The organism is Streptococcus sp. Marseille-Q6504 (assembly GCF_965111625.1).
In genome coordinates this window covers 216356-236677 of record NZ_CBCOON010000002.1, presented here as the reverse complement: position 1 = coordinate 236677, position 20322 = coordinate 216356, and the positions used below count along the sequence as shown (strand labels likewise).

At 41.4% G+C, this 20322-nt stretch carries 19 protein-coding genes; 2 read left to right on the top strand and 17 right to left on the bottom strand.

Annotated features, from left to right (window positions below; genetic code table 11):
* Window positions 1–117: 117 nt before the first annotated feature.
* The 9 genes from rpoE to ACWPUA_RS03225 form a co-directional block, all read right to left on the bottom strand.
* Entirely contained in the window at window positions 118–693 is a 576-nt protein-coding gene (gene rpoE / locus ACWPUA_RS03265; RefSeq protein ID WP_006148015.1) for a DNA-directed RNA polymerase subunit delta, read from the bottom strand.
* Between the two features lie 177 nt (window positions 694–870).
* Window positions 871–2070, bottom strand: a complete 1200-nt coding sequence (locus ACWPUA_RS03260; RefSeq protein WP_454379073.1) for an ABC transporter permease — start codon at window positions 2068–2070, stop codon at window positions 871–873.
* Window positions 2067–2960 (bottom strand): ABC transporter ATP-binding protein, encoded by an 894-nt coding sequence (locus tag ACWPUA_RS03255; RefSeq protein WP_454379071.1) that lies wholly within the window; start codon window positions 2958–2960, stop codon window positions 2067–2069. The genes ACWPUA_RS03260 and ACWPUA_RS03255 overlap by 4 nt, the downstream gene beginning before the upstream one ends.
* A gap of 196 nt (window positions 2961–3156) precedes the next feature.
* A complete protein-coding gene (pheT, locus tag ACWPUA_RS03250; RefSeq protein ID WP_454379069.1) occupies window positions 3157–5562 on the bottom strand; it encodes a phenylalanine--tRNA ligase subunit beta in 2406 nt (801 codons plus the stop codon).
* Window positions 5563–5638: 76 nt separating this feature from the next.
* Complete coding sequence (locus ACWPUA_RS03245) at window positions 5639–6148, bottom strand: GNAT family N-acetyltransferase (protein WP_036757072.1); 510 nt, start codon at window positions 6146–6148, stop codon at window positions 5639–5641.
* Window positions 6148–7194 carry a phenylalanine--tRNA ligase subunit alpha gene (pheS, locus tag ACWPUA_RS03240; protein ID WP_414309894.1) on the bottom strand — a complete coding sequence of 349 codons (1047 nt, stop codon included), beginning with the start codon at window positions 7192–7194 and terminating at the stop codon, window positions 6148–6150. The genes ACWPUA_RS03245 and pheS overlap by 1 nt, the downstream gene beginning before the upstream one ends.
* Window positions 7195–7470: 276 nt before the next feature.
* The gene (gene ldcB / locus ACWPUA_RS03235) at window positions 7471–8187 is read right to left on the bottom strand and encodes an LD-carboxypeptidase LdcB/DacB (RefSeq protein WP_454379066.1); all 717 of its coding nucleotides are present in this window, start codon (window positions 8185–8187) and stop codon (window positions 7471–7473) included.
* Between the two features lie 3 nt (window positions 8188–8190).
* Complete coding sequence (locus ACWPUA_RS03230; RefSeq protein WP_006151611.1) at window positions 8191–8661, bottom strand: HIT family protein; 471 nt, start codon at window positions 8659–8661, stop codon at window positions 8191–8193.
* Window position 8662: 1 nt separating this feature from the next.
* Window positions 8663–9700 carry a M42 family metallopeptidase gene (locus tag ACWPUA_RS03225; protein WP_454379064.1) on the bottom strand — a complete coding sequence of 346 codons (1038 nt, stop codon included), beginning with the start codon at window positions 9698–9700 and terminating at the stop codon, window positions 8663–8665.
* Window positions 9701–9832: 132 nt separating this feature from the next.
* On the opposite strand from ACWPUA_RS03225, the gene ACWPUA_RS03220 reads away from it, so the two are divergent.
* A complete protein-coding gene (locus ACWPUA_RS03220; protein WP_025170322.1) occupies window positions 9833–10369 on the top strand; it encodes a DUF1307 domain-containing protein in 537 nt (178 codons plus the stop codon).
* Window positions 10370–10406: 37 nt separating this feature from the next.
* Here the strand turns inward: ACWPUA_RS03220 and brnQ are convergent, their stop codons facing one another.
* The 5 genes from brnQ to ACWPUA_RS03195 form a co-directional block, all read right to left on the bottom strand.
* Window positions 10407–11732, bottom strand: a complete 1326-nt coding sequence (gene brnQ / locus ACWPUA_RS03215; protein WP_454379062.1) for a branched-chain amino acid transport system II carrier protein — start codon at window positions 11730–11732, stop codon at window positions 10407–10409.
* A gap of 164 nt (window positions 11733–11896) precedes the next feature.
* Window positions 11897–12178: a rhodanese-like domain-containing protein gene (locus tag ACWPUA_RS03210; RefSeq protein ID WP_006152169.1), complete on the bottom strand. Its 282-nt coding sequence runs from the start codon at window positions 12176–12178 to the stop codon at window positions 11897–11899.
* Window positions 12175–12765 carry a uracil-DNA glycosylase family protein gene (locus tag ACWPUA_RS03205; protein ID WP_454379060.1) on the bottom strand — a complete coding sequence of 197 codons (591 nt, stop codon included), beginning with the start codon at window positions 12763–12765 and terminating at the stop codon, window positions 12175–12177. Before ACWPUA_RS03205 ends, ACWPUA_RS03210 begins: the two co-directional genes overlap by 4 nt.
* 53 nt (window positions 12766–12818) lie before the next feature.
* Window positions 12819–14219 (bottom strand): dipeptidase PepV, encoded by a 1401-nt coding sequence (gene pepV, locus ACWPUA_RS03200; RefSeq protein ID WP_454379058.1) that lies wholly within the window; start codon window positions 14217–14219, stop codon window positions 12819–12821.
* A 9-nt stretch (window positions 14220–14228) separates the two neighbouring features.
* Window positions 14229–14834 carry a nitroreductase family protein gene (locus tag ACWPUA_RS03195; RefSeq protein ID WP_049548371.1) on the bottom strand — a complete coding sequence of 202 codons (606 nt, stop codon included), beginning with the start codon at window positions 14832–14834 and terminating at the stop codon, window positions 14229–14231.
* 231 nt (window positions 14835–15065) lie between these two features.
* Here ACWPUA_RS03195 and ACWPUA_RS03190 point away from each other — a divergent pair, with 231 nt between their 5' ends.
* Complete coding sequence (locus tag ACWPUA_RS03190; RefSeq protein ID WP_454379055.1) at window positions 15066–15875, top strand: amino acid ABC transporter substrate-binding protein; 810 nt, start codon at window positions 15066–15068, stop codon at window positions 15873–15875.
* Between the two features lie 63 nt (window positions 15876–15938).
* Here the strand turns inward: ACWPUA_RS03190 and ACWPUA_RS03185 are convergent, their stop codons facing one another.
* From ACWPUA_RS03185 to ACWPUA_RS03175, 3 genes are all read right to left on the bottom strand, one after another.
* The gene (locus tag ACWPUA_RS03185) at window positions 15939–16772 is read right to left on the bottom strand and encodes a metallophosphoesterase family protein (protein ID WP_454379053.1); all 834 of its coding nucleotides are present in this window, start codon (window positions 16770–16772) and stop codon (window positions 15939–15941) included.
* Window positions 16773–16874: 102 nt separating this feature from the next.
* Window positions 16875–17771 (bottom strand): TDT family transporter, encoded by an 897-nt coding sequence (locus tag ACWPUA_RS03180; RefSeq protein WP_454379051.1) that lies wholly within the window; start codon window positions 17769–17771, stop codon window positions 16875–16877.
* A 197-nt stretch (window positions 17772–17968) separates the two neighbouring features.
* Window positions 17969–20305 carry an endonuclease MutS2 gene (locus tag ACWPUA_RS03175; protein ID WP_320693741.1) on the bottom strand — a complete coding sequence of 779 codons (2337 nt, stop codon included), beginning with the start codon at window positions 20303–20305 and terminating at the stop codon, window positions 17969–17971.
* Window positions 20306–20322: the final 17 nt, after the last annotated feature.

The following is a 20322-nucleotide window of genomic DNA, read 5'->3' as shown; positions in this document are numbered from 1 at the left end:
GTGCCCGAACAATATCTTACCTCAATTTAGCTCATTTGTCAAATGTCATTCTTTACTAGGTTTATAGTTCTACTGCAGAAAAGAAAAACAACAAGGGAATTCCCTTGTTGTTTGGTATTATTCTTCTTCTTCCTCAGAATCTTCGTCATCTTCTTCAACGAGATCGACATCTTCCCCAAGATCGTCTGGTGCGATTTCGTTGATTTCAGCGTCGTAGGCTTCTACTTCGTTCTTCTCATCGTCTGGATTTTCATCATCATAAGAAAGAGCTGGATCTTCTTCGTAGGCGTCCTCATCCTCTGGATCATCTGCACCATAATCAATGGCATCCGTATCTCCATCCATAAAGGCATTAACACGTTTTTTCTTAGCCTTAGGTGCTACTTCTTCATCGTCACTTTCTTCAAGAGCAATGATTTCTTCGTCAATTTCATCTACTCCATACCATGAACGAAGGCCCCATTTGTTATCTCCAAGAGAGATGAAGCTACCATCAAAGTTCAACTCTGTATAGAACAAAGGTAGTGCTTCGCGAATATCGCTATTAGAGGTACCAAGATAGTTTTGGATTTCATTGACCAAATCGCTAAAATGCATTTCGTGGTCGCGACCACGTTGTTCCAAGATGGCACGAGCCACCTCAATCATAGATAGTTCACTTTTTTCTTGCCCAGCAAATACTTCTAATTCCAAAGCGTTTCTCCTCTTTTTTTACTACTAACGCCAGAGTATATAAACTCTGGTCTCATTTTATCACGTACTCTTTATTGTACGATAATTTTCTTTATTAGTCAAAGGTTTAGAAGAAATTAATGTGAAATATTTCAGCGAATAAAATGACCTGGGAGATACACTCACAGGTCCGTTATTTTATTTATAGCTTAAAGCTCGTTTAAAGGTTTTCCAGATACCTAAATCATCTGTTTGAAGGACTAGGCTAGCATACATACGTCCGATAAATGCTGTTGCAGTCACGGCGAATACAACTGTTATCGCAAGAGAAATCCAAGCCTCGATGCTATTTGCATAACCATTAATAGCTCTGAAAGGCATAAAGAAGGTTGAGATGAATGGGATATAAGATCCAATTTTCAAAATCAAATTATCTCCTGCAGCGCCTAGGGAAGTAACGCCAACAAAACCAGCTATTATCAAAATCATCAACGGAGATAAGGCCTTTCCTGCATCTTCAGGGCGAGAAACCATAGAACCTAAGAAGGCTGCCAAGACCACATACATAAAGAGACTGACCAATACAAACAACAAGGTATTGACCGAAAAAGCTTCTCCCAAATGACTTAGAATACCTGAATTAGCCAAGAAAGGCATATCCTTAAAGAATAAGATAGCTCCAAGTCCGCCTACAACATAAATACCAATATGAGTCAAAATGACAAGAAGTAAGGCAATCATGCGCGCGTAAAAGTAGTGACTAGCACGAATACTTGAGAAGACCACTTCCATAATTTTTGTCCCTTTTTCACTGGCTACCTCTTGAGCAGTGACACTGGCATAAGTAATCAAGATCATATAGAGGAAGAAGCCTAGTCCTGCTGCCGCAAAGGTTTGGACCATCTTTTTACTTTCCTTAGATTCATCAATCTGCTCTGAGAATTGAATCGTTTGTGCCAAGTGCTGTTCCTGTTCCTGAGATAAATGTGCCTCTGAACGATTGAGTTGGTATTGGAGTTCATTCAACTTAGTTGTCACAGCTAATTTAATGCCACTCTCTAGTGAAGTTTCACCGTGATAGACTGCCTTGAGGACACTACCTTCTTGATCAATCGTTAGATAGCCCTTGATTTTTTCATCCTTGATAGCTTCTTGTGCGCTTGCTTCATCCTTATAGTCAAAATTAATGCCATTGGTCGATTTAAGGCTCTCTGTTACAGCAGGCACCGAACTAACTACTGCCACCTTATTATTCTGAGCCAGAGAGGAACCTTGGAGATAGCCAATCCCGCCAGACAAGCCGATAAAGAGAAATGGCGAGATTACCATAAAGAAGAAACTCCAGGATTTGACATGACGTAGATAAGTTTCTTTGATTACAACCAACATATTTCTCATACTTCCACCCCTGATTCTAGTTTAAAGATTTCATCAATTGTCGGAGCTTGCTGGTCAAAGGTCGCAATATAGTGTCCTTGAGTCAAGATAGCAAAAAGCTCCTGTCCAGCATTTTCATCATCTAGGATGAGCTTCCAAATCCCCTGCTTGGTCAAGCTAGCATGAATGACATGCGGGAGTTTTTCCAAGTCTTCCTGACTCTTTTCACTTGCTACAAAGAGTCGCGTTTTGCCGTATTGATTACGAACATCTTGGACTGGTCCATGCAAGACCACTTGTCCATCACGAATCATCAGGATATCATCACATAGCTCTTCGACATTGGTCATGACGTGGTCTGAAAAGATAATGGTCGCACCACGTTCTTTTTCTTTGAGGATAACCTGCTTAAGCAATTCAGTATTGACTGGATCCAGGCCACTAAAAGGTTCATCTAAAATGATCAGATCTGGTTCATGCATCAAAGTAATGATCAGCTGGATCTTCTGTTGATTTCCTTTTGAGAGACTCTTAATCTTGTCTGTCAATTTTCCCTTGACTTCCAGCTTCTCCATCCATTGAGGGAGTTTTTCTTTGACTTCTTTTGCATCCATGCCTTTTAACATGGCTAGGTAACGAACCTGCTCTAGAACTGTCAACTTAGGCATGAGACTACGTTCTTCGGGTAGATAGCCAATCCGAGCATAGGTTTCCTGACGAATTTCTTGACCATCAAACTGAATTTTTCCTTGATAATCTAAAAATTTCAAAATACTGTGAAAAATGGTTGTTTTCCCAGCTCCATTTTTCCCAACTAGACCTAAAATTCTTCCAGGCTGAGCTTGAAAGTCAACGCCAAACAAGACTTGCTTGGGACCAAAACTTTTTTCAAGATTGCGGACTTCTAACATAATCCACCTCCTACTAATCTTACCCTCATTATACTCCTTTTTTTAGTCATTACAAGGATTTATGTACATTTTTATTAGTAGAATTTACTAGGCATTTTTTATATTAAAACGAAGAAGATTCAACTACATTTTTCTTTCCAATATTCGGCATATACAAAGACAAAAAAATCCATCCCTAGGGATGGATTTTAGACTATTAACGCACTTCTGCATTTACTTTTTCTTCGAGTGATGCTTGGATTTTTTCCATATAGCGTGCGACTTCTTCGTCGGTCAAGCTATCTTCTGGATTTTGGAAGGTCAAGCTGTAGGCCATAGACTTCATGCCAAGTCCTAGTTTTTCACCTGAGAAGACGTCAAAGAGTTTGATGTCTGTCAAACGTTTCACGCCAGCGGCTTGAATAGCATCAACCACCTCTTGGTGAGTCACTTCTGCTTTGAGGAGAAGGGCGATATCACGGCTGACTGCTGGGAATTTAGTAATTTCCACAAAGGCTGCTGCTGGTTGAAGAGCTGCCTCAATAGCTGAAAGGTTAAGCTCAGCTACATAAGTCTCTGGAATATCGTAAGCCTTAGCCGTCACAGGGTGCACTTGACCGAGGAAACCGACTACTTGATCATCGAGTGAGATCAAAGCTGTACGTCCTGGGTGAAGACTCTTAATCTCTTGCGTTGCTGCATAAGTCACTTCAAGACCCAAACGAGTAAAGAGTGCTTCAAGGATTCCCTTAGCATAGAAGAAGTCAACAGGAACAGCTGCTGTTTGGAAGTCTTTTTCAGCGACTAAACCAGTCAAAGCAAAGGCGAAACTGTTGATTTCATTTGGCAAGTCTTCTTTTGGGTTACCTGTTTGTTCAAAGACTTTTCCAATCTCATAAAGAGCCAAGTCTTTGTTCTTACGCGCTACGTTGTAAGCAACGGTATCCAAAATACCTGAAACCATATTTTGACGGAGAACTGAACGGTCCACGGTCATTGGCCACATGAGCTCCGTTAAGTTACTTGGTGCAGTCGTAAACTCCACTGCTTTTTCAGGGGTTGTCAGAGCATAGGTGATGATTTCAGTTAAGCCTGCTCCTTCTGCAATGGTACGAACTTGACGGCGCAATTTTTGTGTCGCTGTCAACTCACCAGCTGTCCCATCATCTTTTGGAAGACTGGTTGGCAAGCGATCGTAACCATAAATCCGAGCGATTTCTTCAAAGAGGTCCGCTTCGATAGTGATATCCCAACGGCGACGTGGAACGCTAACTGTGAAGGCTTCTGCATTTCCAGAAAGGCCAAATCCTAGACGACGGAAAACATCCTCTACATCCGCGTAGGAAAGCTCAGTACCAAGGACACGGTTAACGTCTGCAAGAGTTGAAGAAACTTCCACATCAGATGTATCCAACTGACCTGCTGAAACGATACCCTTACGCACGGTCGCACCAGCCAATTCCGCAATCATACTTGCTGCCGCATCAAGGGCTTCATTAACGGTTGCCACATTGATGCCTTTTTCAAAGCGTGAAGATGATTCAGAGCGTAGGTTGAGACGACTACTTGTCTTACGGATAGATTTGCCATTGAAGACAGCAGCTTCAAGGACGACACGAGTAGACTTTTCAGAGATTTCTGTAGCCTCTCCACCCATGACACCTGCAAGGGCTACTGGTTTGTCAGCAACAGTAATGACTAAATCAGTTGTTTCCAACTCACGCTCTTCCCCATCCAAGGTCACTAATTTCTCACCAGCACGTGCTTCACGTACACGGATATCAGTTCCTTCAAAGGTATACAAGTCAAAGGCATGCATAGGCTGACCAAAGTAAAGCAGGATATAGTTGGTCACGTCGACGACATTGTTAATCGGACGGATGCCTTCGTTCATGAGGAGGTTTTGCAACCATTGTGGACTTGGCGCGATGGTCACATTGTCCAAGATACGAGCGGCATAGTAAGGAGCCTTGTCTGTATCAATGCTGACAGAAAGAGCATCCGCTGCAACTTCGGTAGTTTCTGTTAAAGTAAATTCTTTAAAATTGACTGCCTTGTCGTAGATAGCTGCTACTTCGTGAGCTACCCCACGCATAGAGAGAGCGTCTGCACGGTTTGGAGTGATAGAAAGTTCGATGATTTCATCATCCAAGTCTAGATAGGAGAAGACTTCATCACCTGGAACGGCATCATCTGGCAAGATTTGGATGCCATCTGCAAATTCTTTTGGTACAACGGAGTCAGAAATCCCTAATTCACCAAGTGAACAGATCATTCCGAGTGACTCTAAGCCACGGATTTTCCCTTTTTTAATCTTGTAGTTGTCCGCAATGCGAGCACCTGGAAGAGCCACCATAACCTTGATACCTGCACGCACATTTGGTGCTCCACAGACGATTTGACGGGCTTCTTCTTCACCAACGTTAACCTGACAAACATGAAGGTGAGTTTCGGGCACATCTTCGCAAGACAAGACCTCACCGACGACAATTTTTGAGAGACCAGCAGCAGGTGATTCCACACCTTCTACTTCGATCCCTGTGGTTGACATTTTTTCAGCCAACTCTTGTGATGGTACATCAATGTCCACCAATTCTTTTAACCATTTATAAGATACAAGCATAATTTAGTTCTCCAGAATGACAGTTGTCACTCTAGTTTTTTTCCTTTCCTATCATTTCATTAGAAGAATCATCTTCTTACCTTAATTTCTTTTTCAGTAACCAATCCGTATCTACCTTTTGCCCAACCATAAAACGATGTTGGCTAAATTTTTCAAAACCATATCGATAATAAAATACTTGAGCTTTTGTATTATGCTCCCAAACACCTAGCCAAGCCCAGGAAAAACCATTTTTTTCGGCATGTTCCAGAGCGAATTCAAATAGTTGCTTACCAAGTCCAAATCCTTGATATGTTTGTAGCACGTAGAGGCGTTGAATTTCAAAAGCGTTCTCTAATTCTCTCTCGGTTTGAGCATTTCCCCAGTTGACTTTGAGAAAACCAGCTATCTCCTCTTCATGCATAATGAAATAGGTTTCGGAGTCAGGATCTTCCAACTCAGTTGACAAAACTCTCAGATTATAAGCCTCTTCAAAGTATTCCTGTAACTGCTCTTCCGTATTATCATGAGCAAATGTTTCACGAAAGGTTTGTTTGGCAATTTTTGCCAACACCTCAACATCTGCTATTTCCACTTTTCTAATCATTATTTAAACTGTTCTGAGAAGCGGACATCTCCTTGGTAGAATCCACGGATATCGTTGATTCCGTAACGAAGCATAGCTACACGTTCTTGTCCAAGACCAAAGGCAAAACCAGAGTATACAGTTGCATCGATACCACTCATCTCAAGGACACGTGGGTGAACCATACCGGCACCCATAATCTCGATCCAACCAGTTTTCTTACAGACGTTACAGCCGGCTCCTCCACATTTGAAGCACGAAACATCCACCTCAACAGAAGGCTCAGTGAATGGGAAATAAGATGGGCGTAAACGGATTTGACGCTCTTCACCAAACATTTTTTGTACAATTAACTGGAGGGTTCCTTGTAGATCCGCCATAGAGATGTTTTTCCCAACAACCAAACCTTCGATTTGGTGGAATTGGTGACTGTGGGTTGCATCGTCTGTATCACGACGGAATACACGTCCTGGTGAGATCATCTTCAAAGGGCCTTTAGAAAAATCATGGGCATCCATCGCACGCGCCTGAACTGGAGACGTGTGAGTACGGAGCAAGATTTCTTCTGTGATATAGAAAGTGTCCTGCATATCACGAGCTGGGTGATCCTTTGGAAGGTTCATACGTTCAAAGTTATAGTAGTCTTGTTCTACTTCAAAACCATCCACTACTTGGTAACCCATCCCGATGAAGATGTCTTCAATTTCCTCACTGGTTTGTGTGAGGATGTGACGGTGACCAGTCGCAACTGGACGACCTGGAAGCGTAACATCAATGCTCTCACTTGCTAGTTGAGCTTCAACTTTCTTTTCTTCCAAGAGCTTAGCTGATTCTTCAAATGCAGCTGTCAAAACATCACGAGCTTCATTGACGTGTTTTCCGATAACAGGGCGCATTTCTGCTGATACATCCTTCATCCCTTTAAGAATTTCAGTAAGGGAACCTTTTTTACCAAGGACAGAGACGCGCAATTCTTGCAGCTCTTTTTTATTTTCAGCAGAAATCTGCTTCAAGCTAGCTAGCGTTTCTTCACGAAGCGCTTTTAATTGTTCTTCAATAGTTGACATAATTCCTCCATCAGTCTCTCGTAGATAAAAAGAAAACCACATGCCAAAAACTCCACTCGGAGCGTTGACACGCGGTACCATCCGTTTTCATCTGACAAATCAGACCTTTATTTCTGAATCCATAGGCAAGTGAATTCACCCAGCTTTCATATAGAGAGCTTTCAGTCACGGCTCTCCTCCCTGATATACTTCCCCTGAGATACTAGTCTTGCAGATTCCTATTTAATTATTATTCATTTTATCAAATTTCAAGCATTCTTGCAAGATATTTTGCGACTAATCAACATAGTCCCCACCTTCAAAGCCGTAATACTCTTCCAAGCTGAGACCACTTGCAGCGATGTCCTTGGCTTCTTTCCCGACGTAGCGAAGGTGCCATTCTTCAGCCATATAGCCTGTTTCTTTTTCCTTACCTTTGAGATAGCGAACGACAAAACCATAGTCTGCAGCATGATCTAAAAGCCATTGGGCAGCTTTTTCTTCTGTCACTAAATCTCCATCTGTACCGATAAGGTCAAATGCTAGTCCAGTTTGATGTTCACTATAGCCAGGTCGAGCAGAATAGCGGTCAGCCTCTGCCTTTCCGTCTTTGTTGACATAGTCCTGATAAAGTTGAGTTTGAGTTTCATAACTTCTGAAACCACTATAGTGGTCGCTGATTGGGAAACCTGCTTCCTGCATAGCAGCAATAAGCTTCAACAACTCTGCCTTTGCTGAAGGATTTTCTCCAGGATTATAGTCTTTAGACAAGGGATAATGCTTATTAGCGATAACAATCTCATCGTACTTCCCTTGAACGCTATAGTAATCTCCTTTATTAACTACTTCTGCCTTTTTCTGGCTTGCTTCTTGAGATTTACTACCGACAGTCCCTTCTTGGACGGTTTTTTCTTCAGTTGAAGTCTGCGTTTCTGAAGTCGCTGGCTTTTCTTGCGAACAAGCTGCCAATGTCAAGGCTAGCAATCCTGATAATACAAGGTATCTTTTTTTCATTGTTTATCCTTTCATTTCTATCATTTGGTCCAAAGTTTTAGATAAGGTTTCAACCAAACCTTCTAATTTGCTTCCCTTAACCTGATATTCTTCAGCAACCATTTCTTCCCAAGGAACCCACCAAACTGGACCACGACCATTAAGACCATGTCCCTTCATATCACCCTCTCGTCTCGGAAAAATATGCCAGTGGGCATGTGCATCACCGTTTCCCAACAACTCTACATTCATCTTTTGAGCAGAAAAAGCCTTAGAGACGGCTTCCTGAACCAGACTCATTTCTTCTAAAAAGCGAAGTTTAACTGGAGCTTCCATATGATGTAATTCTGTGACATGTTCTTTTGCTAGGAATAGAGTGTAGCCTTCAAAATACTGGTGGTCTCCAATGACAACATAGCCTGTTTCCAGTTCTTTCACAAAGTAGGGATTATCCCCTGACTTTATCAATTCAATTCGTTGGCAAATCAAGCACATCTTAGTCCACCAACTCACTCTTGAGGTAAGCGTCTACCATACGCTCAGTAGCAAGAACAGAATCAATATGAGTTCGCTCGTAAGAGTGACTAGACTCAATACCAGCTCCGAGAAGGGCGTGTTTGACTTCTGCTCCAGCCGACATAGCTGCAGAAGCATCTGAACCGTAAAATGGATAGATATCAAGTTTAAATGGAATGTCCTGCTCTTTTGCCAGGGCAACCAGATGTTGACGGAATTCGTAGTGATAAGGACCTGAAGCATCTTTGACACAGATTGATACTGTGTACTCATCCGTCTGCTGGTCATCTCCCATTGCTCCCATATCTACCGCTAGATATTCGACAACCTGACTTGGAATACTTGAGTTAGCACCGTGCCCTACTTCTTCAAAAACCGAGAAGGCAAAATGCGTAGTGACAGGAAGTTCAACCCCTTCTTCTTTATAGACTTTAAGAAGATTAAGGAGGATAGCCGCGCTGACCTTATCATCCAAATGACGCGATTTGATAAATCCTGAATCAGTCACGACAGTTCGTGGGTCAAAGCTGATAAAGTCACCAACCTCAATACCAAGTGCGCGTGTTTCTTTTTCATTGGTCACTTTTTCATCCAAACGCACTTCCATATTGTCCTGAGTGCGTTCAGCAGTTCCAGCGTCCTTGTATACGTGACAAGAAGTTTGGTGGATCAAAATCGTACCTGAAATAGTCTTACCTGTGCTAGCCACATGAACTGTACAGTTTTCGCCTTCAATCATATTCCAAGGGTAGCCACCAATACGGTCCATTTTAAGACGACCATCTGGTTTAACAGCGCGAACGATAGCACCCAAGGTATCCACATGGGCGGTCACATAACGCTGTTGCTCGTCATTTTCCCCTTTGACAGTAACGTTGACACCACCTTTGGCAGTACGAATTGGTTGATAACCTAGTTTTTCAAGAGTCTCAACCAAATAATTCGTAATCTCACGTGTGAAACCAGTTGGTGATGCGATAGCAGTTAGTTCTTTGATATATTCTACAGTTTGATTCATTTCTTCACCTCTTCCTAATATTATATCACTTTTCCCATTTTAGTATGTGTAAAAAGGAAAAACGAAAATACTTTGATTGCAAAAGTATTTTATGATATAATGAAAAAAGTTCTTATGATGAAAGGAAAAAATATGAACAGATATTTCAAAATGACGCTTCTCTTAGCCTTACCGTTGGCATTCTTGTTGGGATGTTCTAAACAATCATCAACAACTTCTAACTCCTCAAAAGCAGAGACAACTGAGGTAAAAACGACTGAAGCTGAAACTACAGAAAAGAAAGCTGAATCAAAAACTGTAGTCTTTGTTCATGACAGCAATCCTGGAAGACATTCTACCTTGACATATACTGTTGAGGGTGATGACGTTATGAAACAAGAAGTTTATAATGTTTTTGAACCTGAAATACTCAATAAGAGCGCTGATGAGCTTAAAGAACTTATCGTGAAAACTTATAAAGGGTATGAGGGAATCAAAGGTGTTACACAAAATATCGAATTCAAAGATGGAAAAGTCATTCATACCATGGTCATTGACATGACTGTAGTTAATCTTGATGAGATGAAGAAAGCAATGCCAAATGAATATTCAGGAGCTGGAAAACGTGTGAGTTTTTCAAAAACTAAAAAGATGCTTGAGGACCTTGGATATACTGAAAAAACGAACTAAGAGTAATAAAAAAACCTTGGCATAAGCCAAGATTTTTTTATTCCATCTCAAAAGCTTCACTCTTTTGCTTATTTGGAAGAACAAGGGAAAGTAAAATCCCAATGATCGCTGGTACTAACCATGGCAATGAAGCCTCAGCAAATGGTAGAGCATTCACAATGTTGGCAAGGAAGGTCACTTCAAATGAACTTCCCAAGACACTAGCTACGGCAATAGCTGTAACAAGACCCATCGTCAATTGCATGCCTGGTTTTGAAAGTGGTACAAACTTGTTCACAATCACAATCATAACAATCACAATGGTAATTGGATACAAGATAACTAGGACAGGGATAGAATATTTGATGATTGCATCAAGACCGAGGTTGGCAATTGCAAAACCAATCAAGGTAAAGACAGTCGCATAAACCTTATAGCTGAGTTGTGGGAAACGTCCGTTAAAGAATTCAGCAGTTGAAACAATCAAACCTACAGTCGTTGTGAAGCAAGTTACTGTTACCATGGCTGCTAGGAATAATTGAGCTGTTGAACCAAAGATTTCTTGGGTCGCTTGTGACAAGATATAAACCCCTGGAGTTCCACCCTTCATCGCTTCTTCTGTCATCGGGAAGTGATTTCCAAGGAAACCTAGGCCAATGTATAGAGCACTAAAGCCAAGCGCTACGACAATTCCGACTACCCAAATGGTTGAGATGTACTCTTTTTTACTCGAAAATCCAAGTTGTTTCAAGGTTTCAACCGCGATTACACTAAAGGCAACAGATGCGAGAGCATCTAGAGTATTATATCCTTCAAGGAATCCTGCTCCAAATGCTGAAGCTTGATAAGCTGCTGTAGATGCTTGTGGAGCATTTCCACCATATTTGAGGGCTCCAAGGATTACCAAGATGATAATCAAGAGGGCAAAAACTGGAGTCAAAACACGGCCGATACGATCCAAAATCTTTGAAGGATTAAGCGCGATTAAGTATGCTGCAACAAAGTAGATAAGGGTAAAGACAATCAAGCCTAGACCTTTGTCAGCATCTGCCAAGAGGGGACTAATCCCTACTGCATAAGAAGTTGTTGCAGTACGTGGAATGGCAAAGAATGGACCAATCGACAAGTACAAAACTGCTAGATAAATCGTTGCAAACCAAGGGGAAATCTTTGTAGAAATCTCATAGATATAGCCCTTAGGATTTAAGGTCCCGATGATCAAGGTCAAGACGGCAAGTCCGACACCTGAAAGTACAAATCCTGCAATGGCAGGGAGAAAGTGTTCCCCAGATTGAGCACCTAGGGTAGGGGGGAAAATCAAATTACCCGCACCAAAAAATATTCCAAACAGGAGTAATCCTGTTAAAGCACCTTTTTTAGCCATAAACTCTCCTTATAAAAAATAAAATACTTTCTTAGTATAACATGATTAAAGGCTTGAAAAGGCTATCTCGGAATAATTTTAAAATGTTTTCAATTTTCTGATTTTTAGAGCAAATAAACTCCCTTTAAAACCTTTCTTATTTTCGGTCTTAAAGGTAGATTTTCTTATTCTAAGGCATCCATGCCACCTTGGACATTGATAACCTCATATCCTTGTTCTGCTAAAAATTGACAAGCGCGTGCTGAACGCATTCCTGATTTACAAATCACGTAGTAAAGATTATCCTTATCTAGTTGTTTATAAGTATCAGCTAATTGGCTGAGAGGTAAATTACGAGCGCCTTCTAAATGAAGAGTCTCAAATTCCTCTACTTCTCTCACATCTAATACAGAAAGCGACTCTTTCTGGTATAGTTGGTAAAAATCATTAAAAGTAATTTCTTTCATTTTTCTTCTCCGAGAATTTTTTGAATTCTTTCTTTCAAGTCAGGCAAAACATCTGCTTCAAACCAAGGATTCTTTTTCATCCAGATTTGGTTCCGAGGTGACGGGTGCACCAAAGGGTAATAATCTGGCAAATAATCCTTAAAGCGATGCACACGGTCTGTTACCTTGCCACTGACTTTCTCATGTAGATAGTAGGCTTGGGCATACTGGCCAATCAAGAGTGTTAATTGAATATCTGACAATTCCTTCAAGAGTTCTGGATGCCATTTTTCTGCAAAACCTGGACGAGGTGGTAGATCTCCGGATTTCCCATGACCTGGAAAGTAGAAATCCATGGGCATGACTGCAAAATAACCTGAATTATAAAAAGTATCCTCATCCACACCCAACCACTCTCGCAAGCGGTCGCCACTTTTATCCTTCCAGTAAAGTCCTGCTTCTTGGGTTTTGAGACCAGGTGCCTGCCCAATGATATTGATGCGAGCAGTTTTTGGAGCTGCAAAGAGAGGTTCAATTCCTTGCTCAGTATAGTGTTGATTTTGTGGATCAGCCATGATGGCTTGCTTGATTCTTTCGATTTGAGACATCTACTCTTCCTCCAAAAAGAAGTCTAAGCATAAAATCTCAGACTTCTATAACATTATTTGATCAATTCATAGATAGCTTCAGCGTAGATGGCTGCTGCACGGAAGAGATCATCCAAGGCGATAAATTCGTTGGCTTGGTGCATGGTATCGATAGAATCTGGGAACATAGCACCGTAGGCTACACCACGTTCTAAGAGACGTCCGAAAGTTCCACCTCCGATAACTTGCTCATGACCTTGAAGTCCAGTTTGTTTTTCATAAACATTTAACAAGGTTTGGACAAGTGGATCTTCCATTGGTACATAGTGAGGTGTGTGTCCATGTTCAGAAAGGCTAACTGAAGCAACTGGCAAGCTTTCAAGAACTGACTTGATTTGCTCTGGACTTGTTCCTTTTGGATAACGGAAGTTAAGGGCAATGGTATTGTCAGCACTTGTTTCATCAAAGCGGAAGACACCAGCATTCATAGAAAGGGCACCCATCTTTTCATCCACATGAGCCACTTTCAAGTTTTTGCCTTCATGGTCATTCAAAAGAATCTTACCAGCAATGTCAAGGAAGTCTTTTGCAGGTCCTTCAAAGGCAAATTGGCTGAGGAAGAGGGCAAGATAAGTCGCACCATTGACACCTGAAGCAGGCATAGCACCGTGAGCAGATTTACCGATAATCGTAACCTTGTACTTGCCGTTCTCTTCTTGAATGTCTCCTCTAAGTTTGTGCTCTGCAACAAAAGCATCTAGTTTCGCTTGCAAGTCAGCCAAGTCCCCTGAAACGACTGCTGTCGCTGATTCTGGTACCATATTTTCACGCAATCCACCTGTGAAACTGTGAAGACGAGCTGCACCCTTGTTTTCACCGGCAAAGTGGAGGTATTCTGTGATATTTCCTTTTTCACCATTAATAATAGGGAATTCAGCATCTGGAGAGAAACCAAAATCTGGCTTCGCAAGTCCTACATGCTCAAAGTAGTAGTCCATATCTGCCCAGCCTGATTCTTCATCAGTTCCGACGATAAAGCGAACTTTTTTAGAAGTTGGAAGGCCCAATTCTTTAATGATTTTCAAACCATAGTAACAAGCCGTTGTAGGACCTTTGTCATCTGAAGCACCACGCGCATAGAGACGACCATCTTTGATAGTTGGAGTATAAGGATCAGTATCCCAACCGCTACCTGCTGGCACCACGTCCATGTGGGCAAAGATTCCAAGAACTTCTTCCCCTTCACCAAACTCAAAATGTCCTGCATAGTTGTCGACATTTTTTGTTGGGTAACCATCACGGTCTGCGATTTCAAGGAATTTCTCCAAAGCTTTTACCGGACCAGGTCCAAATGGGTGCTCCGCGTCTGCCTTACTGTCATCACGTTCTGAGTTGATTTCCAAAAGGCTAAACAAGTCAGCCAAGAGGGCTTCTTTACGTTTTTCTACTTCTGCTGTAAAATCAATAACTGTCATTTTTACTTCCTATCTTTTTTCGATAATTTCATCTACTGGCAAGCGGTAACTTGGTTCCAACTTCTCGTCTGTGTATCCTACTGTGATCAAAAGTTCTGGACGGAAGCGTTCTTCGATTTCCAAGACTTCATTGACTTTTGATTTGTCAAAACCAAGGATAATGTTTGAACCGATTCCCTGGTCAGTCAATGCAAGGACTAAGTTCATCGCAACCAACCCTGCATTAAGGGCTAGGTAGTCACTGATTTGTTGTTCATTGTAACGCGCAAACTCTGCTGGAAGATTTTTCATAAAGTACTGAAGTTGTTCTTCTGAGAAGTTCTTTGCTCCACCAACACGGGCAATCTTGCGAGCTCGTTTAGCTAGGTCAGTGTCTGTAAACAAGGCAATGGTTACAGGGGCAGATGCTACTTGCTCAAAGTTTGAACCGTAAGCCAATTTTGCTAGTTCAGCATTTCTCTCGCGAACCACAACAAACTTCCAAGGCTGACTGTTGTGAGCACTCGGTGCCAAGGTTGCGATTTCAATAGCTGTTCGAACATCCTTGGGATCAACCGGTTTATCAATAAAATGCTTAGTCGCATGACGTTTTTTATTTAACTCAAGAAATTTCATAATTGATTTCCTTTTCTATTTCTACTGCTTCCATTTTACCACATTCTGAAAGAGCTTGCAGAGATTTTTCATTTGTGGCCTAAATTATCTTTTTCTTATCTGATTTAAATTTTAGATTACAAACTCTAACTGAAAATTATAATATTTTTCTATCACTTCCATAAAAAATATATATTGGCTATTTGATTGATTGTCTGGTAAGCTAGATACCATTAAGTAAAGGAGACACACATGAAAAAATTATTCTTATTATTAGCCATTAGTCCCTTGTTGGTCGCCTGTCGACAAGCCAAACAAGATAGTACTTCAACTTCCACTGCTAGCCCTAAAACCATTGTCGTAGCAACTGCTGGAGACATCCCTCCTTTTGACTTTGAAAAAGATGGTCATTTAACTGGATATGATGTTGAAGTTTTAAAAGCAGTCGATGAAAAACTAGATCAATACAAGATTGAATTTCAAAAAACTGCTTGGGAGAGTATCTTCCCTGGAGTTGATGCTGGCCGTTACCAAGCTGCTGCCAACAACTTGAGCTACACCAAAGAGAGAGCCGACAAATACCTCTACTCGCTACCTATCGCAAAAAATCCTTTGGTTCTTGTGAGCAGAAAAGACAAGGCTCTTACCTCTCTTCAAGACATCGCTGGTAAAACTACTCAGGATGACACTGGAACCTCTACTGCCAAGGTTGTTACAGACTGGAATCAAAGCCACTCCGACAATCCTGCTACCATCCAATATTCTGGCGAAGATGTGGCTAAGCGTCTGACTGACCTCGCCAACGGTGAATTTGATTTCCTAATCTTTGATAAAATCTCTGTTCAAAAAATTATCCAAGACCGAGGTTTAGACTTGAACGTAGTCGACTTGGAGAGCAATGATAATCCAAACAACTACATCATCTTCTCAAGAGACGAAAAAGAATTTAAAGAACAATTTGACAAGGTTCTCAAAGAACTCTACCAAGATGGAACCCTTGAAAAACTCAGCAAATCTTATCTCGGTGGTTCTTACTTACCAGATGCATCAGAATTACAATAAGATATATTAAAAACGATTGGCTCGTCCAATCGTTTATTTAGTATCTGTTAATTAAAGCAACTCTTACAAAAAATCAAAATAATTCTTCACATCCTCTACATAGCCATGCTTTTCAATTAAACTAGCTAACAAATCTCTATTATGTCCTTGATAGTTGTCCTCGCGTCGCAACTCTTCATACATTTCGATAAAAGGAAGGCCTTTTTCCTTGGCTGATTCTAGCTCTGCTTCATAGTCATAGGCAACTTTTCGAAATTGAATATTGACTAACTCACCATTTTCAACCTCAAGTAAGGCATACTGGGCACGGTGATTTTTCAGCCCTACCCAGTCAAAATAAGGCATACCAATAGAACCTGGATTGATGATTTGTTGACCTTGGCTACCATAACGAAGCAACTGCTTGTGAACATGACCATAGACGGCTACATCAGTAGTCTCATCAAGTAACTGGTCAAATTTTTCGGTACTATTTTCAACCAGCAAATCACCACCATAATTTTTCTCAGGCAAATTATGAGAAAGTGAGAAGCGCAAGCCTTCGACTTCTTTCTTGGCTATCATAGGTAGCTTTCTCAACCAATCAATATGCTCTGGGTTTAGACGCTCCATCAGATACTGGGTCAATCGCATAAGCTGGATTTCTTGGGGATCCTCTAAATCATATTGCCCATCTAAAGCCTCTAACACACAATCATCCCAGTTGCCTCGAACAGATGCTGTAATGGAAAGATCTTTCAAAAGAGCCACCAAGTCATTTGCTCCCGGCCCAGGAAGAAAAATATCTCCCAGAAGCCAATATTCAGTCGCTCCCAAATTTTTAGCGTCCTCAAGCACTCCAGCTAAGGCTGTCGTGTTGCCATGAATGTCTGATAAAATTGCAATCTTATGGTTCATTTTACACACTCTCTTTATTCGTATTTATTTATTCTAGCTATCCCTTACACCGTTATAGGTCTGCACCTTTCTTCATCTCACTTCTCCGTGCTAGGGGGTCTTTTAGTTCCTTAAATATCGTATATACTCTACTAATACGTAGATGAGGATTGTTAAACAAATGATAATCTCTAACCAAACGAGGAGGTTGAGGACCGGAAACTGCAGAATGCCTTGGGACATTTTCAATGAAGTTGCTGTGATGATGGTTGGAAAGGTTAGAGCTGAGAAGGCTGGTTGGAAACCTTGTTTTAAAATCCTTGGCAAGCGACTAAGGACAAAGAAAAAGAAGGTCTGTGATGCAAGGATCATAACTAGTAAAATCCAACTAGGAAGACTGTATCCTCCTACTCTCACTAATGCTGCCAAAAGGAGAGAAAATGGAGCACAATAGATTCCTTCTTGCCCCAGCAAAGCGAGCGGTAATGGATTTTTCCTCAAATCTTGATAAATTAGAGGGTAAAGGATAAGGGTTAAGATAAAACCAAAAATCCAAGCTCCATAGGCAATCCCAACAATGCCCACCACTGGGTAGGTCAAACTTGCTACTGCAATTCCTACATAAAGAACCGTCCAAGTTGGTGTTGCATTGGCCCTTTGTTTAACCAAGGCATAGTTCTTTGTAAAGTATAAGATGAGGTAAACATCTAGAAGAAAAGCAAACCACCAGAGAATCTGTGCAACAATACTCATGTTCGGGGGTAAGATTCGTAATAAATACGTTGATAAAATCATCCCTGCCATGGGAAAGGTCGCCATTCCTGACAAGACGGGTGCTTTCTTCAGTTCTTGCTTGCTTTCTTGCCAATCACTAAGATGACTGTAAAGAAAATAAAACCATAGAATCAAGCCTGACAAACTAAAGATGTGTGATAAAAGCGGAAAAATATCCAAAATGAGATTTCCTGCTCCAGCCAATCCCAATAAGCAACCTGAAAAGGCTAAGGGGAGTTTTTTCATACCAACCTCCGAAAATGACGTTACTATCAGTATAGCATAAATAAAGCTCAGCTAGACAAGGCTTCATAAATTTTTTTGGCTATAAAACGATTGTCCCCTTTTAAAATACTCACTAACAATAATGATTAAAATAAATTCATCAAAAGAGTACCTATCACTTGATAGGTACTCTTTTGACATTTCATTCTATAGCTTGGCTAGCCTTTAAAGGTAACGATAGTCGCTCCAGAACCACCTGCATTTTGTGGCGCATAGCCAAAGCTCTTGACTTGCTTGTTTCTTTGGAGATATTTGGTTACTCCTTCACGGATGACTCCTGTACCGATACCATGGATGATGTCCACTTGGGCCATGTTGTTGAGCAGGGCTTGGTCGATAAAGGCATCCAAGGCTTCCATAGCTTCCTCATAACGTTTGCCTCTAAGGTCCAGTCGAGCCTGTGGACCTTTACCGCCTGCCCGTTTGACAACGTTGACTTGTTTTTTCTTGACTGGTGCTTCTTGCTGAGCCTGAACCAAGTCAAACTCTTTTTCTTCAAGCGTCATCTTAATCAAGCCAACTTGAGCTTCCCAGCGACCATCCTTGAGTTGATTAGTCAAGGTACCTCGTTGACCATAGCTTAAAACGATGATATCATCCCCAACTTTTGGAGCTCGTTTTTTCTTAGCCTTCTGGAGAACCTTGTTTTTAGAAAGATCAACTTTTTCAGGAGCTAACTTCTTGAGTTTGGCCTTGGCTTCGATAATTTCATGTGGTTTAAGCTGAGATTTACTGTGAAGATTTTTAAGAATATCATCACTTTCTGCCAGAGCTAAGTCAACAATCTCCGCAGCTTGCTCACGCGCCTTATTGAGTTCTGTTTCCTTCTCACGATTAAGCTCATTGTAAAGTTTTTTGAGGGCACGATTCATCTTGAGGTTTTCTTGCTCAACTTGGCGAATATTCTCAAGACGTTTACGGCTTTCAAGCGTCTGCTCTTCCAATTGTTCAATAATACGATTGACATCATTGTCTTGATTAATCTGCTTGCTAGCGTCACCTACGATGACATCTGACAAGCCGAGACGTTTAGCAATCTCAAAGGCGTTGCTTCGACCAGGTACACCTTGCATAAAGCGATAGGTCGGGCGCAGGCTAGCTGTATCAAATTCCATGCTGGCATTCTGAACATAAGCCGTTTCAATCCCATAGGCTTTGAGTTCAGGATAGTGAGTGGTTGCCATAGTCTTGACCTGACGCAAGCGCAAGTCTTCTAGGATAGACATAGCAAGGGCTGCACCTTCTTGGGGATCTGTTCCTGCTCCAAGCTCATCTAGTAACAAGAGCGAGTTTTGATTGACCTTACCAAGAATATCTACAATATTAGTCATGTGACTAGAGAAGGTTGAAAGACTTTGTTCGATGGATTGTTCGTCTCCGATATCCGCAAAGACCTCCTCAAAAATTCCCACACGACTTCCCTTATCCGCCAAAATCGGCAAACCTGACTGGGCCATCAATTGCGTCAAACCTAAGGTTTTAAGCATAATGGTCTTACCACCCGTATTGGGACCAGTGATGACGATGGCTGTTAAATCCTTACCAAAGTGTACATCATTAGCAACAGCATTTTGCACCAAGGGATGGCGAACATGAAGAAGTTGAATCTCCTGTCCCTCAGAGACTTGAGGCACTACTGCTCCAGTTTCTTGGATAAAGCGGACCTTAGCCCGAATCAAGTCCAAATGTCCAATAATCCAGGCATCATTTGCGATTTCAGCTGCGTGCGGTCTTACTCGTTCAGAAAGTTCCTGAAGGATACGCATCATCTCATAGCGTTCATCTGCACGAAGACTGGCGATTTCTTCACTCAGTTTGACTACTTCACGTGGTTCGATATAGACAGTGTTCCCGCTGGCAGAAATATCATGAACCACACCGGCAATCTTATTACGATAGGTGTTTTTGACAGGAAGAACCTGGCGACCATTTCTACTAGCGATGATACCTTCAGTCAACATCTGAGCCTTTTGTTTGAGAAGGTCTTGCAAGACGTCACGAACTTGGCTCTCGCTATCATGGATTTTACGGCGGATTCGTGCTAGTTCTTCACTAGCAAAATTCTCAATAAATCCAGCTTCATTGATGGCTTGGAGATTTCCCTGCAGATGTGGGAAGTCGTGAAGTTTTTCAAACCAATTTGCCAAGTGGTCCAAGCGTACATTCTCAAGATTATCATAGAAATTTTTCAGTTCACGGCTGGCAAATATGACACGTTTGAGAAGGAGAAATTCCTCTATGTTGAGATCAGCACCCATCTCCAAACGTTTGCAGGTAGCCGCAATATCTTTTGTTGCCGAAATGCTGAAATGAGGATGCTCAACAAAGAGTTCTTGCATCTCCTTCATCTCTGCAAAGGCCTGTCTAATTTTATCAGCTTTATCTGTTGGGACTAGCTCTTTTAACTGCTCTAGGCCTTGTTCTGTCAAAAGATGGGGTTCAAATAGGGCCTTGACCTTGTTAAATTCTAACGTTTCTAATATTTTTGTATTCATTTCATTTCCTTAGTAAA

Coding starts and splice junctions, on each gene's coding strand:
- ACWPUA_RS03260 (WP_454379073.1), bottom strand. CDS start 2,070: ATGAGAAATATGTTGGTTGTAATCAAAGAAACTTATCTACGTCATGTC.
- ACWPUA_RS03255 (WP_454379071.1), bottom strand. CDS start 2,960: ATGTTAGAAGTCCGCAATCTTGAAAAAAGTTTTGGTCCCAAGCAAGTC.
- pheT (WP_454379069.1), bottom strand. CDS start 5,562: ATGCTTGTATCTTATAAATGGTTAAAAGAATTGGTGGACATTGATGTA.
- ACWPUA_RS03245 (WP_036757072.1), bottom strand. CDS start 6,148: ATGATTAGAAAAGTGGAAATAGCAGATGTTGAGGTGTTGGCAAAAATT.
- pheS (WP_414309894.1), bottom strand. CDS start 7,194: ATGTCAACTATTGAAGAACAATTAAAAGCGCTTCGTGAAGAAACGCTA.
- ldcB (WP_454379066.1), bottom strand. CDS start 8,187: ATGAAAAAAAGATACCTTGTATTATCAGGATTGCTAGCCTTGACATTG.
- ACWPUA_RS03230 (WP_006151611.1), bottom strand. CDS start 8,661: ATGTGCTTGATTTGCCAACGAATTGAATTGATAAAGTCAGGGGATAAT.
- ACWPUA_RS03225 (WP_454379064.1), bottom strand. CDS start 9,700: ATGAATCAAACTGTAGAATATATCAAAGAACTAACTGCTATCGCATCA.
- ACWPUA_RS03220 (WP_025170322.1), top strand. CDS start 9,833: ATGAACAGATATTTCAAAATGACGCTTCTCTTAGCCTTACCGTTGGCA.
- brnQ (WP_454379062.1), bottom strand. CDS start 11,732: ATGGCTAAAAAAGGTGCTTTAACAGGATTACTCCTGTTTGGAATATTT.
- ACWPUA_RS03210 (WP_006152169.1), bottom strand. CDS start 12,178: ATGAAAGAAATTACTTTTAATGATTTTTACCAACTATACCAGAAAGAG.
- ACWPUA_RS03205 (WP_454379060.1), bottom strand. CDS start 12,765: ATGTCTCAAATCGAAAGAATCAAGCAAGCCATCATGGCTGATCCACAA.
- pepV (WP_454379058.1), bottom strand. CDS start 14,219: ATGACAGTTATTGATTTTACAGCAGAAGTAGAAAAACGTAAAGAAGCC.
- ACWPUA_RS03195 (WP_049548371.1), bottom strand. CDS start 14,834: ATGAAATTTCTTGAGTTAAATAAAAAACGTCATGCGACTAAGCATTTT.
- ACWPUA_RS03190 (WP_454379055.1), top strand. CDS start 15,066: ATGAAAAAATTATTCTTATTATTAGCCATTAGTCCCTTGTTGGTCGCC.
- ACWPUA_RS03185 (WP_454379053.1), bottom strand. CDS start 16,772: ATGAACCATAAGATTGCAATTTTATCAGACATTCATGGCAACACGACA.
- ACWPUA_RS03180 (WP_454379051.1), bottom strand. CDS start 17,771: ATGAAAAAACTCCCCTTAGCCTTTTCAGGTTGCTTATTGGGATTGGCT.
- ACWPUA_RS03175 (WP_320693741.1), bottom strand. CDS start 20,305: ATGAATACAAAAATATTAGAAACGTTAGAATTTAACAAGGTCAAGGCC.